Consider the following 21,803-nt stretch of genomic DNA (forward strand, 5'->3'; position numbering starts at 1 on the left):
CGCGATGAGCGATCTGTTCGATACCGGGTCCACCCAACCCACAGCAAGCCCGCACCGACCGCTGGCAGATCGCCTGCGGCCTCAAACGCTGTCCGAGGTAATCGGGCAGCAGCAGGTTCTGGGCCCCGACGCGCCATTGGGCGTCATGCTGGCGTCTGGTAGTTTGTCGAGCCTGATTTTCTGGGGGCCGCCGGGTGTTGGAAAAACGACGATTGCGCGGTTGCTTGCGCAGGAAACGGACCTGCACTTCGTTCAGATCAGCGCGATATTTACCGGCGTTCCGGACCTGAAAAAGGTGTTCGAGGCCGCCAAGATACGGCGTCAGAACGGGCAGGGCACGCTTTTGTTCGTGGATGAGATTCATCGGTTCAACAAGGCGCAGCAGGATGGGTTTCTTCCGCATATGGAGGACGGAACAATCCTGTTGGTCGGAGCCACGACCGAAAATCCTTCGTTCGAACTGAACGCGGCCCTTCTGAGCCGGTCTCAGGTTTTGGTGCTGGAGCGTCTGAGCCTGTCTGATCTGGAGCATCTGACGCAACGCGCGGAAAAAGAGTTGGACCGGGCATTGCCGCTGACGGGTGCCGCGCGTGAAGCGCTTCAGGAAATGGCGGATGGTGACGGTCGGGCTTTGTTGAATCTGATCGAACAGGTAGCGGCATGGCAGGTTGATGCGCCGCTGGACCCGGATGCTTTGTCGACAAGGCTGATGCGTCGTGCCGCAAAATACGACAAGTCCGGTGACGAACACTACAACCTGATCTCGGCGCTGCACAAATCCGTACGAGGGTCCGATCCCGACGCGGCTTTGTACTGGTTTGCGCGGATGCTGACCGGGGGTGAGGACCCTCGATATCTGGCGCGCCGGATTACCCGGATGGCGGTTGAGGATATAGGGCTGGCGGATCCGCAGGCTCAGGCGATATGCCTGCAATCTTGGGAAACCTATGAACGTCTTGGCAGCCCGGAGGGGGAACTGGCCTTGGCGCAGGCGCTGGTCTATCTGGCCTTGGCGCCCAAGTCGAACGGCGCCTATGTGGGATACAAGGCCGCCATGCGGTTGGCCAAACAATCCGGTAGCGAGCCTCCGCCCAAGCACATTCTGAATGCGCCAACTTCCCTGATGAAGGATCAGGGCTATGGGGCGGGCTATGCTTATGACCACGACGCCGAAGTCGGGTTTTCTGGTCAGAATTATTTTCCGGACGGCATGCAGCGGCCTGATCTCTATCAACCTGTCGAACGCGGCTTTGAGCGCGAGTTGAAAAAGCGACTGGAATATTTCGCCAAGCTTCGCGCGCAACGCAACGGCTAACGCCTGCTTGACTCTTGCGGTTGGGCACGCCACAGACGCGCATGTTTTCTACGGCACTGAAAGACACGCATTTCGCGCGGGATCACCGCGCGGCGCAGGGGATATTGGCATGAGCGGCGTACAGATGATCACCGTGGCAGAAGGTGACGGAGACCAGCGGTTGGATCGCTGGTTGCGCCGTCTGTTCCCACATGTCAGTCAGGGCCGCATCGAGAAGATGTGCCGCAAGGGTGAATTGCGTGTGGAAGGTGGCCGGGTCAAAGCCTCGACCCGGCTTGAGGCCGGGCAAATTGTGCGCGTCCCCCCTCTGCCCGACGTTGATCACAAACCGGCCGAGGTCAAACGCGGGGTTTCCGACGCGGACGCCAAGATGATCCAATCCTGCGTGATCTACCGCGACGATCACGTGCTGGCGTTGAACAAACCTCATGGCTTGCCCGTGCAGGGCGGGAGCGGCCAGACCCGCCATGTGGACAGCCTGTCCGAAGCACTGAGGTTTGGCTATGACGAAAATCCGCGTTTGGTTCATCGGTTGGATAAGGACACCTCTGGCGTTCTGCTGATGGCACGCACACGCGAAGCCGCCAAGGGGCTGACCGCAGCCTTCCGTCACCGCGATACGCGTAAGATTTATTGGGCGTTGGTGGCCGGGGTGCCGACGCCATATTTGGGCGAGATCAAGACCGGTCTCGTCAAGGCGTCAGGCCATGGCAAGCAGGGCGAAGGCGAAAAGATGGTCGCCGTTCACCTGAATGAGGTCAACGATACACCGGGCGCGAAACGCGCGCATACGCTCTATGCCACTCTTTACCGGGTGGCAGGTCGCGCCGCGTGGGTGGCCATGGAACCGATTACCGGCCGAACGCACCAGTTGCGGGCGCATATGGCCGCGATCGGTCATCCGATTATCGGTGACGGTAAATATGGTGGTTCAGGTCAGGAAAACCTTGGGGACGGTTGGGGCGCACAATTGGGTGGGATCATCAGTAAAAAGCTGCATCTGCATGCGCGGCAGGCGTCGTTCCAGCATCCGGTGACGCGCAAGACGATCACTGTTAAGGCCCCTTTGCCCGATCACATGAAGCACAGTTGGGATACGTTCGGCTGGACCGAAGATCTGGCTGCCGATGACCCGTTCGAGGAGCTGCAATGAGCGCACCCTTGCGTTTGGTGCTGTTCGACGTGGACGGCACCCTTGTCGACAGTCAGGGCAGCATCGTCGGCGCGATGACCGCCAGTTTTGACGCGCTGTCCCTGCCGGTGCCGGATCGCAAGGCGATTCTGTCCATTGTTGGCCTGTCGTTGCCTAAAGCCATTGCACAGCTTGCGCCGCAACAGTCTGATGTGGTTCAGGCGCGGTTGGTCGAAGGATATAAGCAAGCCTATCATGCGCATCGGCTGGAACAGGGCATGGCCGGGTCGCCGCTTTATCCCGGTGCGCGGGAGGCAATCGAGGCGCTGCACGCCATCCCCGAGGTCTTGCTGGGCGTTGCAACCGGGAAATCTCAGCGCGGTCTGGATGCGCTGATCGAGGGGCACGGGCTGCAAGGTTATTTTGTCACGCGGCAGGTCGCCGATCACCACCCTTCGAAGCCGCATCCATCGATGATTGACACGGCCCGCGCGGAAACAGGCGTTGAGGCGGTGAATACGGTCATGATCGGCGATACCCGGTTTGACATGGATATGGCCGCGGCTGCGGGTGTCCCCGCCATCGGTGTGACATGGGGGTATCATACGCGCCCTGCACTTGATGCCGCCACGACCATAATCGAAACCTTCGACCAGTTGCCGGGCGCGCTGGATCAAATCTGGACCTGAAGTGATGAGCGATTGGAAACCGAAACGATTCTGGACTGAAAGCGCGGTTGTTGACGCAGAAGGCGGGTTTACTGTGGAATTGGATGGTCGGCGCGTCAAAACGCCGGCCAAGGCAGGGTTGATCGTGCCCACTCAAGCCATGGCGCAGGAAATCGCTGCCGAGTGGGATGCGCAGGAAAAAGAAGTGGACCCGACCACGATGCCGTTCACCCGTTCGGCGAACGCAGCCATCGACAAGGTCCAGCATCAGCACGCCGAGGTTGCGGACATGCTGGCCGATTACGGCGATTCGGACCTGTTATGCTATCGCGCCACGCACCCGCAGGAGTTGCAGCACCGGCAAGCCGAACTTTGGGACCCGGCCTTGGATTGGGCGGCCGAGGCGCTTGCGGCGCGTTTGCTGCCGGTTGCCGGTGTTTTGCATCAGCCACAGAACGCATCGGCCTTGCAGGAATTGCGCCAACGTGCCCATGATTTCAATGACTTCCAGCTTGCCGCATTTCACGATCTGGTCAGCCTGTCCGGGTCGCTGGTGTTGGGGTTTGCAGCCACTGCGGACTGGCGCTCTGCCGAGGATATCTGGCAAATCTCAAGGCTGGACGAGTTGTGGCAAATCGAACAATGGGGTCATGACGACGAGGCCCACGCCGCATCCGAGGTCAAAAGGGCTGCATTTCTACACGCCAAACGGTTCTTCGACCTCTCGGTTTGAGCCCTTACGCCTGAAAATCCGTCGCTGCGCCGAACATCTGCAAGATGAACCATCGTTTTCGCTGATCCGACCCTTGACGTTTGTTTATGAATGCGCCCAAACTCAAGCCCACTAAAGGGGAGACACCTTTGGGGAAACCTTTCTGGTACCAAAGGTGCCGGACAGAACCGTCCCAGAGTCGGGGCGGAAAATCAGGAAGAGGTAAAAATGAAAAAATCCGTAATCTTGGGCGTGGCAACCGTTGCCGGCCTTGCTGCAGGCGCAGCGGCAGCGGGGACTGTCGATGATGTCAAAGCACGCGGTAAGCTGAACTGCGGTGTGACCACCGGTCTGGTTGGCTTTGCCGCACCCGACGCGAATGGCGAATGGCAGGGCTTTGACGTCTCGCTGTGCCGCGCAGTTGCTGCAGCCGTTCTGGGCGACGCAAGCGCCGTTGAATTCGTTCCGACCACCGGTAAGACGCGCTTTACCGCGCTGGCCTCGGGCGAGATCGACATGCTGGCCCGTAACACCACCTGGACCTTCAGCCGCGACGTCGACCTGAAGTTCGAATTCGTGGGCGTGAACTACTATGACGGTCAGGGCTTCATGGTTCCCAAGGCTCTGGGCGTAAGCTCGGCCAAAGAACTGGACGGCGCGACCGTCTGCATCCAGACCGGCACCACCACAGAGCTGAACCTGGCGGACTTCTTCCGCTCGAACAACATCAGCTATGAGCCGGTTCCGATCGAAACCAACGCTGAAGCGCAGCAGCAGTACCTGGCTGGTGCATGCGACGTTTACACCACCGATGCATCGGGCCTGGCCGCAACCCGCGCCACGTTCGAAAATCCCGGTGACCACGTACTGCTGCCCGAAATCATCTCGAAAGAGCCGTTGGGCCCGCTGGTCCGTCACGGCGATCACGAGTGGGGCGACGTTGTCCGCTGGACTCTGAACGCACTGGTCTCGGCTGAAGAGCTGGGCGTGACCTCGGCAAATATCGACGAGATGGCCGCTGGCACCGACAACCCTGAAGTCAACCGCCTGCTGGGTACCGAAGGTACGCTGGGCGAGATGCTGGGTCTGGACGCTGACTGGGCTATGAAGGCGATCAAATCCGGTGGTAACTATGGCGAAGTCTTTGCCAAGAACATCGGTGAGGAAACTCCGATCGGTCTGGCACGTGGCCTGAACGCACAATGGACCGACGGCGGTCTGCTGTACTCGCCGCCGTTCCGCTAAAATCCACAGAAAAGGGCGCGGGTTAACCTGCGCCCTTTTTCCATAACAGAATGCTACGGGCTGCTCAGGAGCGGGGAAAACCTCGCCGGGAAGGAAGCACCCGAAAAGCACGGGGATCCCAAAATATGTCGACTATGACTGACCCGCCGAAAGCAGATTTTCGGTTGTCGATGCTCATAAACGATACCCGCTACAGATCATTGACGTTCCAAGTGATCGCGGCGATCGTTATTGCGCTAAGTATCTGGTATCTGGGCAACAACCTGATCCAGAACCTCAGGGCCGCAGGCCTCAACATCTCGTATTCCTTCCTGGGCGATCCGTCCGGGTACGACATCAACCAGCGTTTGATCGAATATGACAGCCAGTCCTCGCACGGACGTGCGGCTGTTGTCGGTATTCTCAACACGCTATTGGTCGCGTTTCTGGCCTGTATCACAGCAACTGTGTTTGGTGTGATCGCCGGGGTTTTGCGCCTGTCCAATAACTGGCTGGTGTCCAAGCTGATGGCGGTTTACGTCGAGATTTTCCGGAATATTCCGGTTCTGATCTGGATCATCATCATCTTCACGATCATGACGGCGGTTTTGCCGGGTCCGCGGGAATTTCGCGGGGAAAACCCGACATCCAGCATGTTGTTTGATCTGTTCGCATTTACCAACCGAGGCGTTTACATTCCGCGCCCCGAGTTTGCGAATGGTCTGTTTGGCGCGACGTTCCTGAATTGGCTGCTGGTCATTGCAGTGCTGGTGGGCTCATGGTTTGCAACTCGTGAAATCGAAAAGCGCGCCTCACTGAAGCAGGAACAGACTGGTGAACGTCCAAAAACCGGTCTTGTGAAACTGGCCGTATGGCTGGTGCCGTTTGCGCTGCTGATGGTTTTGATGGGCCTGACATGGGAAGTTCCCGCGCTCAAGGGCTTTAACTTCAGCGGGGGTATCAAGGTAGGCGGTCCGCTGATCGCGCTGTGGTTTGCTCTGTCCATCTACACGGGTGCCTTCATCGCAGAAAACGTGCGTGCCGGTATTCAGGCGATTTCGAAGGGTCAGACCGAAGCTGCGGCTGCGCTGGGCTTGCGCCCTGGACGGATCATGAATCTTGTGATCTTGCCGCAGGCGCTGCGGGTCATCATTCCTCCGTTGATCTCGCAATATCTGAACATCACCAAGAACTCGTCACTGGCGATTGCTGTGGGCTATGCGGATATCACGGCCACGTTGGGCGGCATCACGCTGAACCAGACCGGTCGCGCGATCGAATGCGTCCTGCTTCTGATGCTGTTCTATCTGACGGCCTCGCTGCTGATTTCGATGGCGATGAACATCTACAACGCATCCGTCAAGTTGAAGGAGCGCTGAGCTATGGCTGATCAAACAACAAACCCGATCGCCTTTGTCGCTGATGGCACAATCCCGCCATCGCCTCCGCCAGCAAACCAGACCGGTATCATCAAGTGGCTGCGTGAAAATCTCTTCTCGGGCGTGGCGAATACCATCCTGACGGTTCTGTCCATCCTGTTGATCTATGTGCTGCTCAAGAACACGCTTCCGTGGATTTTGAATGGTGTATGGAACGCGGATTCATTGGCGCAATGCCGTGAGATTCTGGACGGCAAGACCGGAGCCTGTTTCGCGGTTCTGACCGAGCGCTGGCACCAGTTGATCTATGGGTTCAAATACCCTGACGATGCCTATTGGCGCCCGAACCTTGCCTTCTTGCTGATGCTGGTCGCGGTAGCACCCGTGCTGTTCTTCGACCTGCCGCGCAAGTTGCTGCTGTTTACAGCGGTGTACCCGTTCGTTGCGTTCTGGCTGATCTGGGGCGGAACCATCTTGGTGCCCATCGTTGCGCTGCTGGGCTGTGTTGCAGCCGCCGTGGTGTTTCAGAAATTCGGCAAGAACAGCTTTGCTGCCGGGTTCTTTGGGGGCATCGTTGTGGCGCTGGTCGTGTGGAATGTCGGCGGGGCGCTAATCCCCGATGACGCCAACGAAGGCGCGCTGCTTTCGGCTGTTCCCAGCCGTGATCTGGGTGGCTTTATGCTGAACCTGATGCTGGGCGTGACCTGTGTGTCGCTGTCCCTGCCTTTGGGCATTGCATTGGCTCTGGGTCGTCAATCCGACATGCCGCTGATCAAGTGGGTTTGTGTCATCTTCATCGAATTCATCCGCGGCGTGCCTCTGATCACGCTGTTGTTCGTGGCTTCGGTGATGCTGGCCTATTTCTTCCCGCCTGACAGCACGGTCGACCTGTTCCTGCGCGTTGTGATCATGATCACCATGTTCTCGGCCGCCTATATCGCCGAGGTGATCCGCGGCGGTCTGGCAGCGCTTCCGCGCGGACAGTACGAGGCAGCAGACAGTCTTGGCTTGGATTACCCGCAGGCGATGCGGCTGATCATCCTGCCGCAGGCTCTGAAGATCTCAATCCCCGGTATCGTGAACGTGGCCGTTGGCCTGTTCAAGGACACCACACTGGTTTCGGTCATCTCGATGTTCGATCTGGTGGGCATGATCCGGGGCCCCATCCTGGCGTCGACCGAATGGAACGGCGTCTATTGGGAGCTTCTGGGCTTTGCCGCACTTCTGTTCTTCGTCGTCTGTTACGGCATCTCTCAATATTCCCAGTGGCTCGAGCGTCGCCTTGCCACGGATCATCACTAAGGAGTTCAACACATGTCTGAACTTGCAGTAGAACGCGAAATCGACCGCTCGAAGATGCAGGTGAGCGACGAGGTCGCCATCGAAATCAACGGCATGAACAAGTGGTACGGGTCCTTCCACGTGCTGCGCGACATCAATCTGACCGTCAATCAGGGCGAGCGGATAGTGATCGCGGGCCCGTCGGGGTCGGGTAAGTCCACCCTGATCCGCTGCCTGAACGCGCTGGAGGAACACCAGCAGGGTACGATCGTCGTGGACGGGACCGAACTGTCGAATGACCTGAAGAACATCGACAAAATCCGGTCCGAGGTTGGGATGGTGTTCCAGCACTTCAACCTGTTCCCGCATCTGACCATTCTGGAAAACTGCACGCTGGCCCCCATCTGGGTGCGCAAGACGCCCAAGAAAGAGGCCGAAGAGCGCGCGATGCATTTCCTGGAAAAGGTGAAAATCCCCGATCAGGCGCTGAAATATCCCGGCCAGCTTTCGGGTGGTCAGCAGCAGCGTGTGGCGATTGCCCGCTCGCTCTGCATGATGCCTCGGATCATGTTGTTCGATGAACCGACATCGGCGCTGGACCCCGAGATGATCAAAGAGGTGCTCGACACCATGATCGAACTGGCCGAGGAAGGCATGACCATGCTGTGCGTCACGCACGAGATGGGCTTTGCCCGTCAGGTCGCCAACCGCGTGATCTTTATGGATGCTGGCCAGATCGTGGAACAGAATGAACCGGAAGAGTTCTTCAACAACCCTCAAAGTGAACGGACCAAGCTGTTCCTCAGCCAAATCCTGGGGCACTGATCCGGTTGAAATCATGGAACGGGCGGGGCTTTGGCCTCGCCTTTTTCTATTCCAGCAACTCGCGCGGAGTGGTGAAACCCAGAACATCCCCGCTCTGCCATTTGATATCGGCCCAGTCTGAGATGTTGAATTGAATCACAGCCGTGGCACAGGTGGGATAATCCTGAAACCGGGGGTGGTTTGGTGCTTTGCCAACGATCCGCTGGGCAAAATCGCCAATGCCCGGATTGTGACCCAGCATCAGGACCGTGGGGTCTGTTGCACCAGCAAGTTGGGTCAACATGTCTTCGGGTGCAGCATGATAAAGACGCCGATGAAAGCAAACCTTGTCTGCCTGCAAACCCATCCGATCCCATGTCTCACGCGTGCGGGCCGAGGTTGAGCTGAGCACCTCGTCGGGAAGCCACCCATGGTCGCGCAGCCATGTGGCGATAGCAGGGGCGGATTTACGTCCGCGCTTGTTCAAAGGACGGGCGTGATCGTCAAGCATCGGGTTGCCCCAACTGGACTTCGCGTGTCGTGTCAGGATCAGGGTCAAGGTCATGAGGGGTGAAATGCCCTCATGTGATGGGCGGATTGCTCAGGGTCCCGGTCGGCCCCGGCGCTGACCGGGCAGGACAGGCGCGCGAGACAACCGCCCGTCATGCAGGTCTGACCTTCTTCGGTTGATAGATGGGCATGGCACGTGGCAACATCATAGAAATCCTGATTATTCAGCGCACCGACCGGACAGGTCGTCGTGCAGGGTGCCGGGCATTCGACGCAGGGCGAAGCGGTTGTGACTTCGGGGATGTCGAACTCCTGCGGGAAATGCAGCGCGCCACGGTACGAAATCATCATGCCAACCGTGTCATGAACCAACGCCCCAACCGGGCTGCTGAAGGTGCGTTGTGACTTCAGCGCCCAGTCTATGAACGGGGCGTAAGGCGGTCCGCCAAAGGGGAAATGGGCTTGCCCGCCCAATTCCTGCGCCATTTGGCCAATGACGCGCGCAGACCAGCGATCCACTGGATCAGGGCCTTGCCACTCGGGTGAGGTTTTCAGTACCGACCAAAAGGCCGAACCCGCGCCCAATAGAACCAGTGTGCCCCCGTCCAGTCCCTTGGCACCGCTTTTACGGGGATGGGTCGCGCCCATGACAATCAGGCCAGCTTGATGCGCAACACGCCCGACCCAGCCATAACTAATGGCCGGAGCGTAAGTGAGGGGGGTGGACTGCCCGGTCATGGGACCTCCGCATTGGGATTAGTCGGGCCGGATCAGCGACCCCGCGCCGTGCTCGGTAAACAGTTCCAGCAATACTGCATTCGGCGCGCGTCCATCCAGAATGACCACCGCCCTGACGCCGCTGTGCAACGCATCCAGCGCGGTTTCTGTTTTGGGGATCATGCCGCCTGCAATCGTGCCATCCATCGTCATCTCGCGGATTTGGCCGGCTTTGAGTTCTGTCACCACCTCGCCGGCTGCGTTCTTGACGCCAGACACATCGGTCAACAGCAAAAGGCGATCCGCCTTCAGGGCCGAGGCAATCGCCCCCGCTGCCGTGTCACCATTGATGTTAAAAGTTTCACCTTCGCGACCCGCGCCCAAGGGGGCAATTACGGGGATCACATCATGTGCGAACAGATCGTGGAGTATTTTGGGGTTCATCTGCGCTGGAGCGCCGACAAATCCCAACGCGGGATCGGCTTGGTCACAAACAATTAGATTAGCGTCCTTGCCCGACAGGCCAACGGCTGTGCCGCCCTGACCGTTGATGGCCTGAACGATGCGTTTGTTGACCAGCCCCGACAGAACCATTTCGACCACTTCTACGGTGGCCTTGTCCGTCACGCGTTTGCCGCCCACAAACTCGGACTGGATGTCCAACTGTTTCAGCATTGCGTTGATCATCGGCCCGCCGCCATGGACGATCACAGGGTTCACACCAACCTGACGCATCAGCACGACGTCGCGTGCAAAGCTCTCCATGGCCTCATCACTACCCATGGCGTGACCGCCAAGTTTGATAACGACGACCGCGCCGTCATAGCGCTGTAGGTACGGCAAAGCGCTGTTCAGAGTTGCAGCAGTAGCGATCCAGTCCCGGTTCATATCTCTTGTCTTCATGTCTTGTCCTCTTACCCTCGTGTTAGGCGTTTTGGACGCGTAAGCCAAGATCGCTGTTGTGGGTGTCATAGGTTGACCGGCCTGCAAATCCGGCACCGGGAAAAACGCCGTGTTCACCGCAGCGTTGCCAGCAAGCCTCAAGAGGTGGGTGCGAGAAGTCTGGCGTCCAACCTCATGGCAAAAGGGCAGAGTTCCGGCGTGAATTTCTTCGCGCCGGATTTAGGTGGTAGGTGGGATAAATGGGAAGCAGGCTGTAATACCTGTATCAACTGCCGATGAGGCGCTGCGCGATTCTACGTCGCTACTCCAGCCCTGCAATTATCGCGCGCAGCGTTTCGATCCCGTCGCCCTTTTCGGACGAGGTCAACACGATTTCCGGGAAGGCGGCGGGATGTTTGGACAATGCACTGCGCACTTGATCCAAGACCTTTTCGCGATCCTTGGCTTTGACCTTGTCAGCTTTGGTCAACACGCATTGAAAAGTCACGGCGCTGGTGTCCAGCAACTTCATGATTTCGGCGTCGACGGGTTTTACCCCATGGCGGGAATCAATAAGAACAAAGGCCCGGCGCAGGGTCTGGCGGCCGCTCAGGTACTGTTTCAGAAGCCGCTGCCACTTTTCCACCACCTTGAGCGGCGCGTTGGCATAACCATAGCCGGGCAAGTCAACCAGATACAGCTCGGGGCCTTGGGTGAAAAAGTTGATCTCTTGTGTCCGGCCAGGCGTGTTCGAGGCGCGGGCCAGACCCTTGGTCCCGGTGAGCGCGTTGATCAGGCTGGACTTGCCGACATTGGAACGGCCAGCAAAGCAGACCTCTAGCCGATCCGGAGCAGGTAGGCCGTTCATCGCCACAACGCCTTTGACGAATTCCGAAGGCCCGGCAAACAGTTTGCGCCCGCGCTCCAGCGAGAATTCGTCGGGGGTCTCGGCAAGGGGGAAGGGAAGCGTTGTCATAGCACCTGAACCGTGTCGCCGGACTTGACCTCTCCGCCGCGGATCACCTCGGCGTAGACGCCGAAATCCTGATGGTCCCAACTGTTCAGCGCGGCCAAAGTGTCCGCGTCGCGTTCACCGGTATCCGGGTTTGCGGTGGTGGCCAGACAGCGAGTGATCCGTTCACGCACGTGCAGCACGGCCTGTCCGATCTGAACTTCGCGACCCAGCCATTCGAATTCTTCCCACAGGGGCAGGCCGTTGAACCAGATATTGCCGCGCCAGCGCCTGATCGACAGGTCTTTGCCCAGTTTCTGCTCAACCGCTCTGTGCGAGGCCATGTTGCACAGGCTGACGGATGGGAAGTCACTGTCGGTCATTCCCCGCCCGGGCACGCGAACAATACGTGCAGACGCGGCGCGGTCAGCGGGCATCAATGGTTTTACCCAATCAAGGAACGCATCCTGTTCGGTATCCGGCTGGAAACTCAGATCAGGGCGCTGTGGGTGGCTGAGTGCCACCGTATCACCTGACAGTTTCGCCGTAATTGCCATTAATTGAGGGGCCTTGGCACCGCGACTGAAATTCGCGCAGGGCACCCATTCCGAACCGTCTGCTTTGGACGCCTCATGGGCGATCGCCCAAACACGATCCCCGGGCATGGTCTGCCCGGGGTTCAGTGTTACGGTTTCCACAGCTTCATGGCCGTGGCTTTTGATCGGATGCCGCCAGAGGCTGGTTACTTCTGCGCTCATTTGTCATCCGTCTTTGGCGTGCGCTTGAAGCTGGATTTGATATTCCCGAACACGTCGGGCTTATAACCCTGGCTTCTCATGATCAGATATTGCTGGGTGAACGTGATCGTGTTGTTCGCAATCCAGTAGACCACCAAACCGCTGGCAAAGCTGCCCAGCATGAACATGAACACCCACGGCATCCAGGCAAAGATCATTGCTTGCGTCGGATCAGTTGGCGCCGGATTCAGCTTTTGCTGCAGCCACATCGAGATACCCAGCAACAGCGGCAGGATACCGATGAAGATCAGCGCCATCAGGGTGTCCGGCTGCGGGCCACCCCAGGGCAGCAGGCCAAACAGGTTCATGATCGAGGTCGGGTCAGGTGCGCTCAGGTCCTGGAACGGGCCAAACCACGGGGCCTGACGCAGTTCGATCGTCACGAAGATCACCTTATACAGCGAGAAGAAGATCGGGATCTGCATCAGGATAGGCAGACAGCCCGCGGCGGGGTTCACCTTTTCCTTCTTGTAGAGCTCCATCATGCCTTGCTGCATTTTCTGGCGGTCGTCGCCTGCGGCCTCTTTCAGGGCTTCCATCTGAGGCTGCAGTTCCTTCATCTTCGCCATCGAGACGTAGGATTTGAACGCCAGCGGGAACAGGATTGCCTTGATGATCAAGGTCAGGCCGATAATCGACCAGCCCATGTTGCCGATCAGGGCATTGATGTTGTGCAGCAGCCAGAAGATCGGCTTGGTCAGGAAATAGAACCAGCCCCAGTCGATGCTGTCGATGAACTTTTGAACACCGGCCGCCTGATACTCGCGAATGGTTTCCCATTCCTTTGCGCCAGCAAAAAGCTGCGTGGTTACCTGTTCGGTTGCGCCGGGGGCCACTGTGAGTGTCGGCAGAACAGTCTCAGTCTGATAGATTTTGCGGCGCGCGTCGTATTTCGCTGCGGCTTTGAAGGCCGAGCCTTCCTCGGGGATCAGGGTGGTCATCCAGTAGTGATCGGTGAAGCCGACCCAGCCGCCTTCTTTGACCTGAAACACCTCGGCCTGCGCGCGTTCGTTGGGGTCAATGTCGAAATCGCGGACATCGCCATAGTCGATCTCGTCCAGAACTCCGTCGGCCATGACCATCACGCCTTCATGCAGGATAAAGAAGTTCTTGAGACCGGGCAGATCACCATCCTCGCCGATACCGTGACGGGCCAGAATACCGTAAGGGGCCATGCCGACTTCGGCTTGGGTGTTGTTTTCAACGGATTGGGTGACCTCGAACATATAGTTTTCGTCCACCGCGATTGTGCGGCGGAAGGTCAGGCCGTTTCCGTTGTCCCACTTCAGCGTGACAGGAGAGTCTACGCCAAGAGTTTCACCTTGTTCCAAGGACCACTCTGTGTTCGGACCGGGCACATCCGTGCCGGCGACACCGGCACCCGGTGCCCAGCCATAAAGGGCGTAATAGGCAGATTCAGACCCGACCGGGGACAGAAGCTCGACAATCGGCGCGCCTTCTTCGATCGAAACCTTGTAATCCTTTAGATACAGCTCGTCGATGCGCCCACCCGACAGGGACAGGCTGCCTTCCAGACGGGGCGTGTCGATCTGAACTCGCGGGGCCTGTGCGTCGGGCAGTGTTTCTTCGGCCGCAGTGGTTGCTTCACCTACAGCGCCGGTACCCGTGGCGCTGGGGGTTTGAACCTCATTGGCCTCGGTCGCGCTGATTTCGGACTGTTCCGGTGACGTGGCCTGCTCGGGCGGCGGGAAAAGCACGAACCAAACGAGGATCACGAGGAAACTGAGCGCGGTTGCGAGGATGAGATTCTTATTCTGATCGTCCATCTGGGACAGCCACCTTAAGCAGTGAAACACACCCGGTGGGTTCAACAGAGTGCAGCCCCAAAGGTCAAGCGGAATCGCCCCTGCTATCGTCGCGTATAAGGCTTTTGTGGCGTAATTTCGCGTTTATGACCCCGCCTGACGCCCGATCCTGGGTACACCCCCGACCTTGTTCCGGTGCGCAGCCATCCAGTCCAGAGTTTTTTCAAACGGCATTGGCTTGCCTATCCCGAACCCTTGAACATGATCACAGCCCAATTGTGCCATCAATGCATGTTCCCCGGGGGTTTCCACACCTTCTGCCAAAGTTTCCACGTTCAGCCTTTCCGCCATCGTCAGAATCGCGCTGACCAGTTGCTGCTGGCTGGCATCCTTATCCGCCTTGGCGACGAATGAGCGGTCGATTTTGATCCGGGACACGTCGAAGCGTTTGATAGACGCGATCGACGCATGGCCGGTGCCGAAATCATCCAGATCAATGCAGCAACCCAAGCTGGATAGACCGATTACATTTCGGGTAATCACGTCATCGGGGTGCCGGGAAAACACGGTCTCAAGGATCTCTACCGCGAGCCTGTCAGGGGTAAGGTCATGCTGATCCAGTTCCCATTTCAGCCGATCCATCAGGGCAGGGTCGCGCAGTTCGTCGGACGAGAAATTGATGCCGATCCGGGGCACACCGATCCCGGCGTGATCCCATTTCTGCATCGCCGCGAAGGCGTGGTGGCGCATAGCCTGCCCAAATCGCTCCATCAATTCGGCTTGCTCGGCAAAGGGCAAAAACACCTGCGGGCCGATGACGCCCTTTTGGGGATGCTCCCACCGGGCAAGGGCCTCGAACCCAGTTACCTTGCCGGTGTCTGTGGATATCTGAGGTTGAAACCATGGGCGGATTTCACCGCTGTCCAGCGCGGCCTCGAATTCTTTGCGCAGGTTCGCCCGTGTGCGCGACCTGCGGCGGGTTTCGCTGGAATAGGCACGGATCGTTGATGGTCCGTTTCGCTGCGCCTCGCTCAGGGCTGCGTTCGTTGCGTCGATCCAGGAGTCGAACCCCTCTTCCTTAACGCTGGACAAAAGGCAGAAGCCGATGGAACAGGAAACATAAATGCTGGCACCGTTTACGCTGATCGGTTCGTCTATGGCGGCTTGAATGCGGCCAGACATTTGAATGCACGCTTCAAGATCCAGATGACTGGACGGGCGCAAGCCGATTGCGACCGAGTTCTGATCCAGTCTTGTCGTGATGTCATGCGTGCAGATCGACGACAGGACACGGTCACAGAACTGTTCTGCCAAATGATTTGCCGCCGCCTGACCATGCAGGTCTAAAATGTCGGCAAACCCGTCCAGTGCGACAATCATGCAGGCAGAGTCCTCCTGCATGTTTCGGCTGGCCTCAAAAAAGCCCTCCATCTCTGCGGCGAACAAATCAATGGCCATCAGGCCGCTGGCTGCGTTCAAATCGGTGGACTCGGGTTGGACCTTGCGGACAAGCGCCATGATTGCAGCGATCACCACAGGCAGAATGAGGGCCACGAGAACAAGCGTACGCTCCCCGCCTATCCAAAACGCAGCAAGGCAGATCGCCGGCGCAAATGCCAGAACGGATGGTCCGCTGAACACGGTGGCTAGAAAATCGAGAGCTCTGTTAACAGAGAAATGTTTCCACATCAGGTTTCCGGCCTTTCCCTTGGGCATCGCACGCTCAGGGTAACCGTAGAAAACCTATCTGAGTCAGTCGTTAACGCAACTGAGGAATTTTGCCCTCAATTTCGTCATTTTTGTCAGAGTTCAGGCCCAGACCTTCGAAATCGAACAGCTTTGGGTCCAGCAGGTGCGAGGGCCTTGCATTGGTCAGCGCGCGGAACATCACCTGTCTGCGTCCGGGGCTGTTCTTTTCCCATTGATCCAGAATCTGTTTAACCTGCTGACGTTGCAACCCGTCCTGACTGCCGCACAGGTCGCAGGGGATGATGGGATAGTTCATTGTGTTGGCGAATTTCTCGCAATCTGCCTCGGCCACATGGGCCAGTGGGCGGAAGACAAAAAGATCGCCTTCTTCATTCACTAGTTTGGGTGGCATCGTCGCCAGACGTCCGCCGTGGAACAGGTTCATAAAGAACGTCTCAAGGATATCGTCGCGGTGATGGCCCAGAACAACGGCCGAGCACCCCTCTTCGCGCGCGATGCGATACAGATTGCCCCTGCGAAGGCGTGAACATAGCGCGCAATACGTCCGGCCCTGCGGAACTTTGTCCATCACGACAGAGTATGTGTCCTGATATTCGATCCGGTGGGGAACACCCATCCGTTCCAGAAATTCAGGAAGAACAGTGGCGGGAAAGCCCGGCTGACCCTGATCCAGATTGCACGCCAGCAGATCAACCGGCAGCAGGCCACGCCACTTCAACTCATAAAGTACCGCCAGAAGCGTATAGCTGTCCTTGCCGCCCGACAGGCAGACCAACCAACGAGGGGGTTTGCCATCCTTGTCGTGGGCTGACGGACTTATCATCCCGTACTGCTCGATCGCCTCGCGGGTCTGGCGCACGATGCGCTTGCGCAGCTTCTTGAACTCGGTGGTCGAGGGCGCGCCAGCAAAGAGCGGGTGGATATCGTCAGCTTCGTCAAACATGCGCAGCCCCTACAATAGTTGACGGAACCCGGCAAGTGGCCGGGTCATCCCAAGCGCCCCAGCAGCGCGTTTGTGTCCAGACCTGCGACCGATCCCGCGATCCGACCGCTGTGTTCGGCGATTCTGGTGGCGACAAAACCATCGGCCACGGGACCGGGCGCGTGTCTCAGCAACTGGGACGCAGTTAGCAAAAGCGCCGTGCGTTCAGCATACCAACGCGCCTCGGCTTCGGGTGGGATGCCCGGCCAGCGGTCGCGATGTGATTTTAGCGCGGCGTCGTATTCCCGATCCGCACCCGTTGCGGCGTTCAGTTCCGCTTGCAGAACCTCGGCGGCCAGCGGCTCTTGCGTCAACGTTCGCAGGATGTCGAGGCAGATCACGTTCCCCGACCCTTCCCAGATCCCGTTCAGGGGGGCTTCGCGGTAGATCAACGGCAAGGGCGTGTCTTCGACATATCCCATGCCCCCCAATACCTCCATGGCTTCTACGGCGACGACAGGACAGCGTTTGTTGTTCAGGAATTTGGCCAGTGCGACGCCAATGCGGGCAAAGGCGCGGTCCTCGGCGCAAACGCCATCAAACGCCTGGGCCACGCGCAATCCCAGCGTCAACGCCCCTTCCCAGTCCAGTACCAAATCGGCAAGAACGGAGCGCATCAACGGTTGGTCGATCAGCCGACGCTGAAAAGTACTGCGATGCAAGACCCAGTGGTGGGCTTCGGTCAACGCGGCGCGCATCAATCCGGCCGGGGCGATGGCGGTGTCCAGCCGGGTGTGATGCACCATTTCCAGAATCGTGCGTATTCCGGACCCTTCGTCACCAAGCTGAAAAGCCAGCGCGTCATGATACTCGATCTCGGAAGAAGCGTTCGCCTTGTTCCCCAGCTTGTCTTTCAGGCGCATCAGATGGATCGCGTTGCGCTCTCCTTCTAACCACCGGGGGACAAGGAAACAGGTCAAGCCGCCCGGAGCCTGCGCCAAGGTCAGGAACCCGTCTGACATTGGGGCCGAGCAGAACCACTTGTGCCCGCGCAACCGCCAGTGATCGCCGTCCCGTGTGGCGGTTGTTGTGTTGGCCCGCACATCCGAGCCGCCCTGTTTCTCGGTCATTGCCATGCCCAGCGTGGCGCTGCTTTTGTCAGATATGGGGTTGATCGTCCCGTCGTAGCCGAAGGCGGACAGTTTTGGACGCCAGATCGAGGCCAAGTGTGCGTCAGCTTCGATTGCAGGAATTGCGGCATAGGTCATAGTCAGCGGGCAGCAATGTCCGGGCTCGACCTGACTGGCCAAATACACCATTGCCGCATGGGTGGTGTGGCCACCGGGTTGTCCGTCCCAGGCCAACGCTGCATAGCCAGCGGATTGGCTGATCTCCATCATCTGGTGATACGCGGGATGGAATCTGACTTCGTCGATGCGACGGCCACCTTGATCGAACGGCACAAGTTCAGGCGTGTGCCGATTGGCCTCGCGCCCCAACTCGCGCGTTTCAGCGCGGCCCAGTATGTCACCATAGGTCGATACCGGGTCGGCGCGCGCACCGAAATTGTGCAGAAGGTTTTGGAGAACAGGATCAGCCACCCAAAGGTCGCTGTCACCGCGCAAAGGAGGTTGGTTCACGACGTCATGCGTGGGCAGAGTGTGACGCGCCTGGGATGTCATTTGAGCCTCCGGCTGAATAGGGCAACTGTTCAGCGCGGATCGGAACGGGTCAAGTGTTACTGCGGGTCGTGGGAAGAGCGTTCACAGTCCGAACAGCCCGGTACGGGATCATAACCATCCCCGCCCCAGGGGTGGCAGCGCCCGATGCGCCGGATAGTCAGCCAGGTTCCCTTTACCGGGCCATGCTTTTCCAACGCTTCAAGGGCATAGGCCGAACAGGTTGGTTGATACCGGCAGTTAAAACCGACCCAAGGGCTGAAAACCAACCGATAGATCCGGATGGGCAGGGCGAGGATATGGGAAAGCAGCGTCACGTCTTCGCGCTGTGAATTTTGCGCAGCGCGTATCGCAAATCGCCCAGCAGCGCGTCATAGGGGCGTCCTGCGGTGACCTCGGCGCGACCTATAAGGACATAGTCCCAACCGCTTTCCCCACTGTCCGGTAGGACCGCGCGAGCCGCCTCGCGCAGTCTGCGCTTGGCGCGATTGCGTGCCACGGCATTGCCAACTTTCTTCGAGCAGGTAAAACCGACGCGAATTCCGTCTGCTTCATCATCGGCGCGCTTTCGGGCCTGAACCATCATCGACGGTGTCCCCTGCCTGCGCGCGCGCGCGGCTTTCAGGAAATCGGACCGTTTTTTGAGGATGAGCAGAGTTTCAGGCGCGCAAACGGACGCCGCCGGGGGCTTCACCCTCGGTTGGTTGTTACCATCCTCAGGGGCCTCCGGCGGCGTCATGTTCATAACCTGATCGGTGAGCGGTTTATGCGCTCAGCGATTTGCGGCCGCGTGCGCGACGTGCATTCAGGATCTTGCGGCCGGCCTTGGTGGCCATGCGCGCGCGGAAACCGTGGCGGCGTTTGCGAACCAGGTTCGAAGGCTGATAGGTGCGTTTCATCGCTCCGTCTCCAATCTATAGCGGTCGGGTGCGGCGCGGATTCGCCTGGCCCTAGTGTTCGAAGCCCGTCCTCTACTGGGTAGCGGGGGGTAAGTCAAACCCCTAGGTGGGGGTTTTCATGCCTTTTGCAACAATTCTGTAGCCGCGCAAGCCGAAAGGTTTCAATTTGGGGGTTTTACTGCCTCAAACCCTCACATTCCTTACCGTAAACATCAACGCAGCGTGAGGTCCCTGTTGTCGAGCCGTCAGACGTCGCATGTTGGGGGCAGGATGAAACGTACAAAATCGGACAGCCTCATGAGCGACACAACGCAGGCCCCCCGCGCTGGGCTTACGCGGCATATTCCTTTGCTGGTGATTCTCGCTGTGGCCACGGTGGGGTTTTTCACACTGGGCGATTACCTGACCTTTGAAACGTTGCGTGACAACCGCGAGGCGTTGCTGGAATGGCGTGACAGCCATTTCTGGGCCATGGCCGGTGCGTTTGTTGCGATCTATATCGTGATCGTTGCATTTTCATTGCCCGGAGCGGCGGTGGCTTCGATGACAGGGGGGTTCCTGTTTGGCCTGCTTGCAGGCACGGTCTTTAACGTCTTTGCCGCGACCATCGGCGCCTGCGCAATCTTTTTGGCAGCACGCTGGGGGCTTGGGGAAACCCTGACCGCACGTCTGGAATCATCGGAAGGTACTGTCAAAAAGCTGAAGGATGGGCTGCGCGAGAATGAAATCTCGGTCTTGTTCCTGCTGCGCCTTATGCCGGTGGTACCGTTTTTCGTGGCCAATCTGGTGCCCGCGCTGGTGGGCGTCAAATTCCGCAACTTCCTGATCACCACTGCGCTGGGCATCATTCCCGGGGGCATCGTCTATACTTGGATTGGTGTCGGCCTCGGCGGTGTGTTTGACCGGGGCGAGACGCCGGATGTGTCGCTGCTGTGGGAGCCTTTCGTGATTGGCCCGATCATCGGCTTGTGTGTGCTGGCGGCTTTGCCGATAGTTATCAAAGCGATACGTGGTAAAAAGGACGCCTGACCCCATGCAAGAGCTGAAGACAGATATCCTGGTGATCGGCGCCGGGTCGGGTGGCTTGTCTGTGGCCGCCGGTGCCAGCCAGATGGGTGCGGACGTCATCTTGCTGGAAGGTCACAAGATGGGCGGTGACTGCCTGAACTTTGGCTGCGTTCCGTCCAAGGCGTTGATCGCCAGTGGCAAGGCGGCTTTTGGGCAGGCTCATGCCTCGGCGCTGGGCGTGGCGGATGTGGTGCCACAGGTGGACTATGCCGCCGCCAAGGACCACGTGCATGACGTGATTGCCCAGATCGAGCCGATGGATAGTCAGGAGCGGTTCGAAGGCTTTGGCGTCAAGGTGATCCGTGAATATGGTCAGTTCATCTCGCCCACGCAGGTACAGGCGGGCGACCACCTGATCACTGCGCGGCGGGTGGTAATCGCGACCGGCTCGTCGCCGTTGGTGCCGCCGATTCCCGGCTTGGATCAGGTGCCGTATTATAACAACGAGACGATCTTTGACCTGCGCGACAAGCCCGAGCATCTGCTGATCATCGGTGGTGGCCCTATCGGGATGGAGATGGCGCAGGCTCATATCCGTCTGGGCTGCAAAGTCACCGTGATCGAAGGGATGCAGGCGCTGGGCAAGGACGACCCCGAGGCGGCGGCGATCGTGCTGGACACATTGCGTGCTGAGGGCGTCGAGATCCACGAGCAGGCTATGGTCGCCCAAATTCGCGGCGCGGACGGGAAGGTCGAAGTTGTGACCGAAACCGGACAGATTTACGCGGGCTCGCACCTGTTGCTGGCCGCAGGGCGCAAGGCCAATACCGACCGGCTGAACCTTGAGGCGGCGGGGATCGAACCCACACGGACAGGTATCAAGGTGGATGACGCGCTTCGCACCACCAATAAGAAAGTCTATGCCATCGGCGACGTGGCGGGCGGTCTGCAATTTACCCATGTGGCGGGCTATCATGCGGGTATCATCATCCGCTCGGCCTTGTTCGGGCTGCCCTCCAAAGCGAAAACCGCGCATATCCCTTGGGCCACGTATACTGACCCTGAGCTGGCACAGGTCGGCCTGACCGAGGCGCAGGCCCGCGCGCAGCATGGCGACAATATGGAAATCGCGCGCTTTGACTATCACCATAACGACCGCGCCATTTCCGAACGCAAAACGAAAGGTTTCATTAAGGTCATGGTCGTAAAAGGCCGCCCGGTCGGTGCGACAATCGTTGGGCATCAGGCGGGAGAGTTGATCAACTTGTGGTCGTTGGCATTGGCCAATAACCTTAAGATGGGACAGATCGCCGCGATGGTTTCGCCCTATCCGACGATCGGAGAACTTAACAAACGGGTGGCGGGTGCCTATTTCTCGCCAAGGCTGTTTGAGAATCAGACGGTTAAACAAGTGGTCAGGTTCGTCCAGCGCTGGCTGCCCTGACC

General features: G+C 58.7%; 22 protein-coding genes. 10 read left to right on the forward strand and 12 right to left on the reverse strand.

The features are described 5' to 3' along the window. Nucleotides 1-4: 4 nt before the first annotated feature. The 8 genes from RUESEDTHA_RS13545 (at nucleotide 5) to RUESEDTHA_RS13580 (ending at nucleotide 8,536) form a co-directional block, all read left to right on the forward strand. A complete protein-coding gene (locus tag RUESEDTHA_RS13545; RefSeq protein ID WP_180887331.1) occupies nucleotides 5-1,315 on the forward strand; it encodes a replication-associated recombination protein A in 1,311 nt (436 codons plus the stop codon). Between the two features lie 109 nt (nucleotides 1,316-1,424). After that, entirely contained in the window at nucleotides 1,425-2,468 is a 1,044-nt protein-coding gene (locus tag RUESEDTHA_RS13550; protein WP_180887332.1) for an RluA family pseudouridine synthase, read from the forward strand. Further along, on the forward strand, nucleotides 2,465-3,136 hold the full coding sequence (locus tag RUESEDTHA_RS13555) for an HAD-IA family hydrolase (RefSeq protein WP_180887333.1): 672 nt from the start codon (nucleotides 2,465-2,467) through the stop codon (nucleotides 3,134-3,136). Before RUESEDTHA_RS13550 ends, RUESEDTHA_RS13555 begins: the two co-directional genes overlap by 4 nt. Nucleotides 3,137-3,140: 4 nt before the next feature. After that, nucleotides 3,141-3,848 carry an ATP12 family chaperone protein gene (locus RUESEDTHA_RS13560; protein WP_180887334.1) on the forward strand — a complete coding sequence of 236 codons (708 nt, stop codon included), beginning with the start codon at nucleotides 3,141-3,143 and terminating at the stop codon, nucleotides 3,846-3,848. A gap of 207 nt (nucleotides 3,849-4,055) precedes the next feature. Next, nucleotides 4,056-5,072, forward strand: a complete 1,017-nt coding sequence (locus RUESEDTHA_RS13565; RefSeq protein WP_171126054.1) for an amino acid ABC transporter substrate-binding protein — start codon at nucleotides 4,056-4,058, stop codon at nucleotides 5,070-5,072. 125 nt (nucleotides 5,073-5,197) lie between these two features. Further along, entirely contained in the window at nucleotides 5,198-6,430 is a 1,233-nt protein-coding gene (locus tag RUESEDTHA_RS13570) for an amino acid ABC transporter permease (protein WP_180887335.1), read from the forward strand. A gap of 3 nt (nucleotides 6,431-6,433) precedes the next feature. Further along, complete coding sequence (locus RUESEDTHA_RS13575; protein ID WP_180887336.1) at nucleotides 6,434-7,732, forward strand: amino acid ABC transporter permease; 1,299 nt, start codon at nucleotides 6,434-6,436, stop codon at nucleotides 7,730-7,732. Nucleotides 7,733-7,744: 12 nt separating this feature from the next. Next, nucleotides 7,745-8,536: an amino acid ABC transporter ATP-binding protein gene (locus RUESEDTHA_RS13580; protein WP_269149813.1), complete on the forward strand. Its 792-nt coding sequence runs from the start codon at nucleotides 7,745-7,747 to the stop codon at nucleotides 8,534-8,536. Nucleotides 8,537-8,582: 46 nt separating this feature from the next. Here the strand turns inward: RUESEDTHA_RS13580 and RUESEDTHA_RS13585 are convergent, their stop codons facing one another. The 12 genes from RUESEDTHA_RS13585 to rpmH all read right to left on the reverse strand — a co-directional run bounded on the left by RUESEDTHA_RS13585 (nucleotide 8,583) and on the right by rpmH (nucleotide 19,349). Further along, a complete protein-coding gene (locus tag RUESEDTHA_RS13585; RefSeq protein ID WP_180887337.1) occupies nucleotides 8,583-9,080 on the reverse strand; it encodes a histidine phosphatase family protein in 498 nt (165 codons plus the stop codon). Beyond that, entirely contained in the window at nucleotides 9,077-9,763 is a 687-nt protein-coding gene (locus RUESEDTHA_RS13590) for a ferredoxin (protein ID WP_180887338.1), read from the reverse strand. The genes RUESEDTHA_RS13585 and RUESEDTHA_RS13590 overlap by 4 nt, the downstream gene beginning before the upstream one ends. A gap of 18 nt (nucleotides 9,764-9,781) precedes the next feature. After that, a complete protein-coding gene (gene argB / locus RUESEDTHA_RS13595; protein ID WP_171126063.1) occupies nucleotides 9,782-10,645 on the reverse strand; it encodes an acetylglutamate kinase in 864 nt (287 codons plus the stop codon). 301 nt (nucleotides 10,646-10,946) lie between these two features. After that, the gene (yihA, locus tag RUESEDTHA_RS13600) at nucleotides 10,947-11,600 is read right to left on the reverse strand and encodes a ribosome biogenesis GTP-binding protein YihA/YsxC (protein ID WP_180887339.1); all 654 of its coding nucleotides are present in this window, start codon (nucleotides 11,598-11,600) and stop codon (nucleotides 10,947-10,949) included. Continuing rightward, on the reverse strand, nucleotides 11,597-12,334 hold the full coding sequence (locus RUESEDTHA_RS13605; RefSeq protein WP_180887340.1) for an MOSC domain-containing protein: 738 nt from the start codon (nucleotides 12,332-12,334) through the stop codon (nucleotides 11,597-11,599). The genes yihA and RUESEDTHA_RS13605 overlap by 4 nt, the downstream gene beginning before the upstream one ends. Then, nucleotides 12,331-14,160: a membrane protein insertase YidC gene (gene yidC / locus RUESEDTHA_RS13610; RefSeq protein ID WP_180887341.1), complete on the reverse strand. Its 1,830-nt coding sequence runs from the start codon at nucleotides 14,158-14,160 to the stop codon at nucleotides 12,331-12,333. Before yidC ends, RUESEDTHA_RS13605 begins: the two co-directional genes overlap by 4 nt. A gap of 123 nt (nucleotides 14,161-14,283) precedes the next feature. After that, nucleotides 14,284-15,828, reverse strand: coding sequence for a bifunctional diguanylate cyclase/phosphodiesterase (locus tag RUESEDTHA_RS13615; protein ID WP_180887498.1), 1,545 nt, complete (start codon nucleotides 15,826-15,828; stop codon nucleotides 14,284-14,286). A gap of 70 nt (nucleotides 15,829-15,898) precedes the next feature. Then, nucleotides 15,899-16,792, reverse strand: a complete 894-nt coding sequence (ttcA, locus tag RUESEDTHA_RS13620) for a tRNA 2-thiocytidine(32) synthetase TtcA (protein ID WP_180887342.1) — start codon at nucleotides 16,790-16,792, stop codon at nucleotides 15,899-15,901. A 44-nt stretch (nucleotides 16,793-16,836) separates the two neighbouring features. Continuing rightward, a complete protein-coding gene (locus RUESEDTHA_RS13625; RefSeq protein WP_180887343.1) occupies nucleotides 16,837-18,453 on the reverse strand; it encodes an acyl-CoA dehydrogenase family protein in 1,617 nt (538 codons plus the stop codon). A gap of 56 nt (nucleotides 18,454-18,509) precedes the next feature. Beyond that, complete coding sequence (gene yidD / locus RUESEDTHA_RS13630; RefSeq protein WP_219635857.1) at nucleotides 18,510-18,767, reverse strand: membrane protein insertion efficiency factor YidD; 258 nt, start codon at nucleotides 18,765-18,767, stop codon at nucleotides 18,510-18,512. Next, nucleotides 18,764-19,189: a ribonuclease P protein component gene (gene rnpA, locus RUESEDTHA_RS13635; RefSeq protein ID WP_180887344.1), complete on the reverse strand. Its 426-nt coding sequence runs from the start codon at nucleotides 19,187-19,189 to the stop codon at nucleotides 18,764-18,766. The genes yidD and rnpA overlap by 4 nt, the downstream gene beginning before the upstream one ends. 25 nt (nucleotides 19,190-19,214) lie before the next feature. Further along, nucleotides 19,215-19,349: a 50S ribosomal protein L34 gene (rpmH, locus tag RUESEDTHA_RS13640; RefSeq protein ID WP_005980833.1), complete on the reverse strand. Its 135-nt coding sequence runs from the start codon at nucleotides 19,347-19,349 to the stop codon at nucleotides 19,215-19,217. Nucleotides 19,350-19,646: 297 nt separating this feature from the next. Here rpmH and RUESEDTHA_RS13645 point away from each other — a divergent pair, with 297 nt between their 5' ends. Both RUESEDTHA_RS13645 and RUESEDTHA_RS13650 read left to right on the forward strand, forming a co-directional pair. Then, on the forward strand, nucleotides 19,647-20,378 hold the full coding sequence (locus tag RUESEDTHA_RS13645; RefSeq protein WP_180887345.1) for a TVP38/TMEM64 family protein: 732 nt from the start codon (nucleotides 19,647-19,649) through the stop codon (nucleotides 20,376-20,378). A 4-nt stretch (nucleotides 20,379-20,382) separates the two neighbouring features. Next, entirely contained in the window at nucleotides 20,383-21,801 is a 1,419-nt protein-coding gene (locus RUESEDTHA_RS13650; RefSeq protein WP_180887346.1) for an NAD(P)/FAD-dependent oxidoreductase, read from the forward strand. Nucleotides 21,802-21,803 lie beyond the last annotated feature (2 nt).

The organism is Ruegeria sp. THAF57 (assembly GCF_903914075.1).
GTDB lineage: Bacteria > Pseudomonadota > Alphaproteobacteria > Rhodobacterales > Rhodobacteraceae > Ruegeria.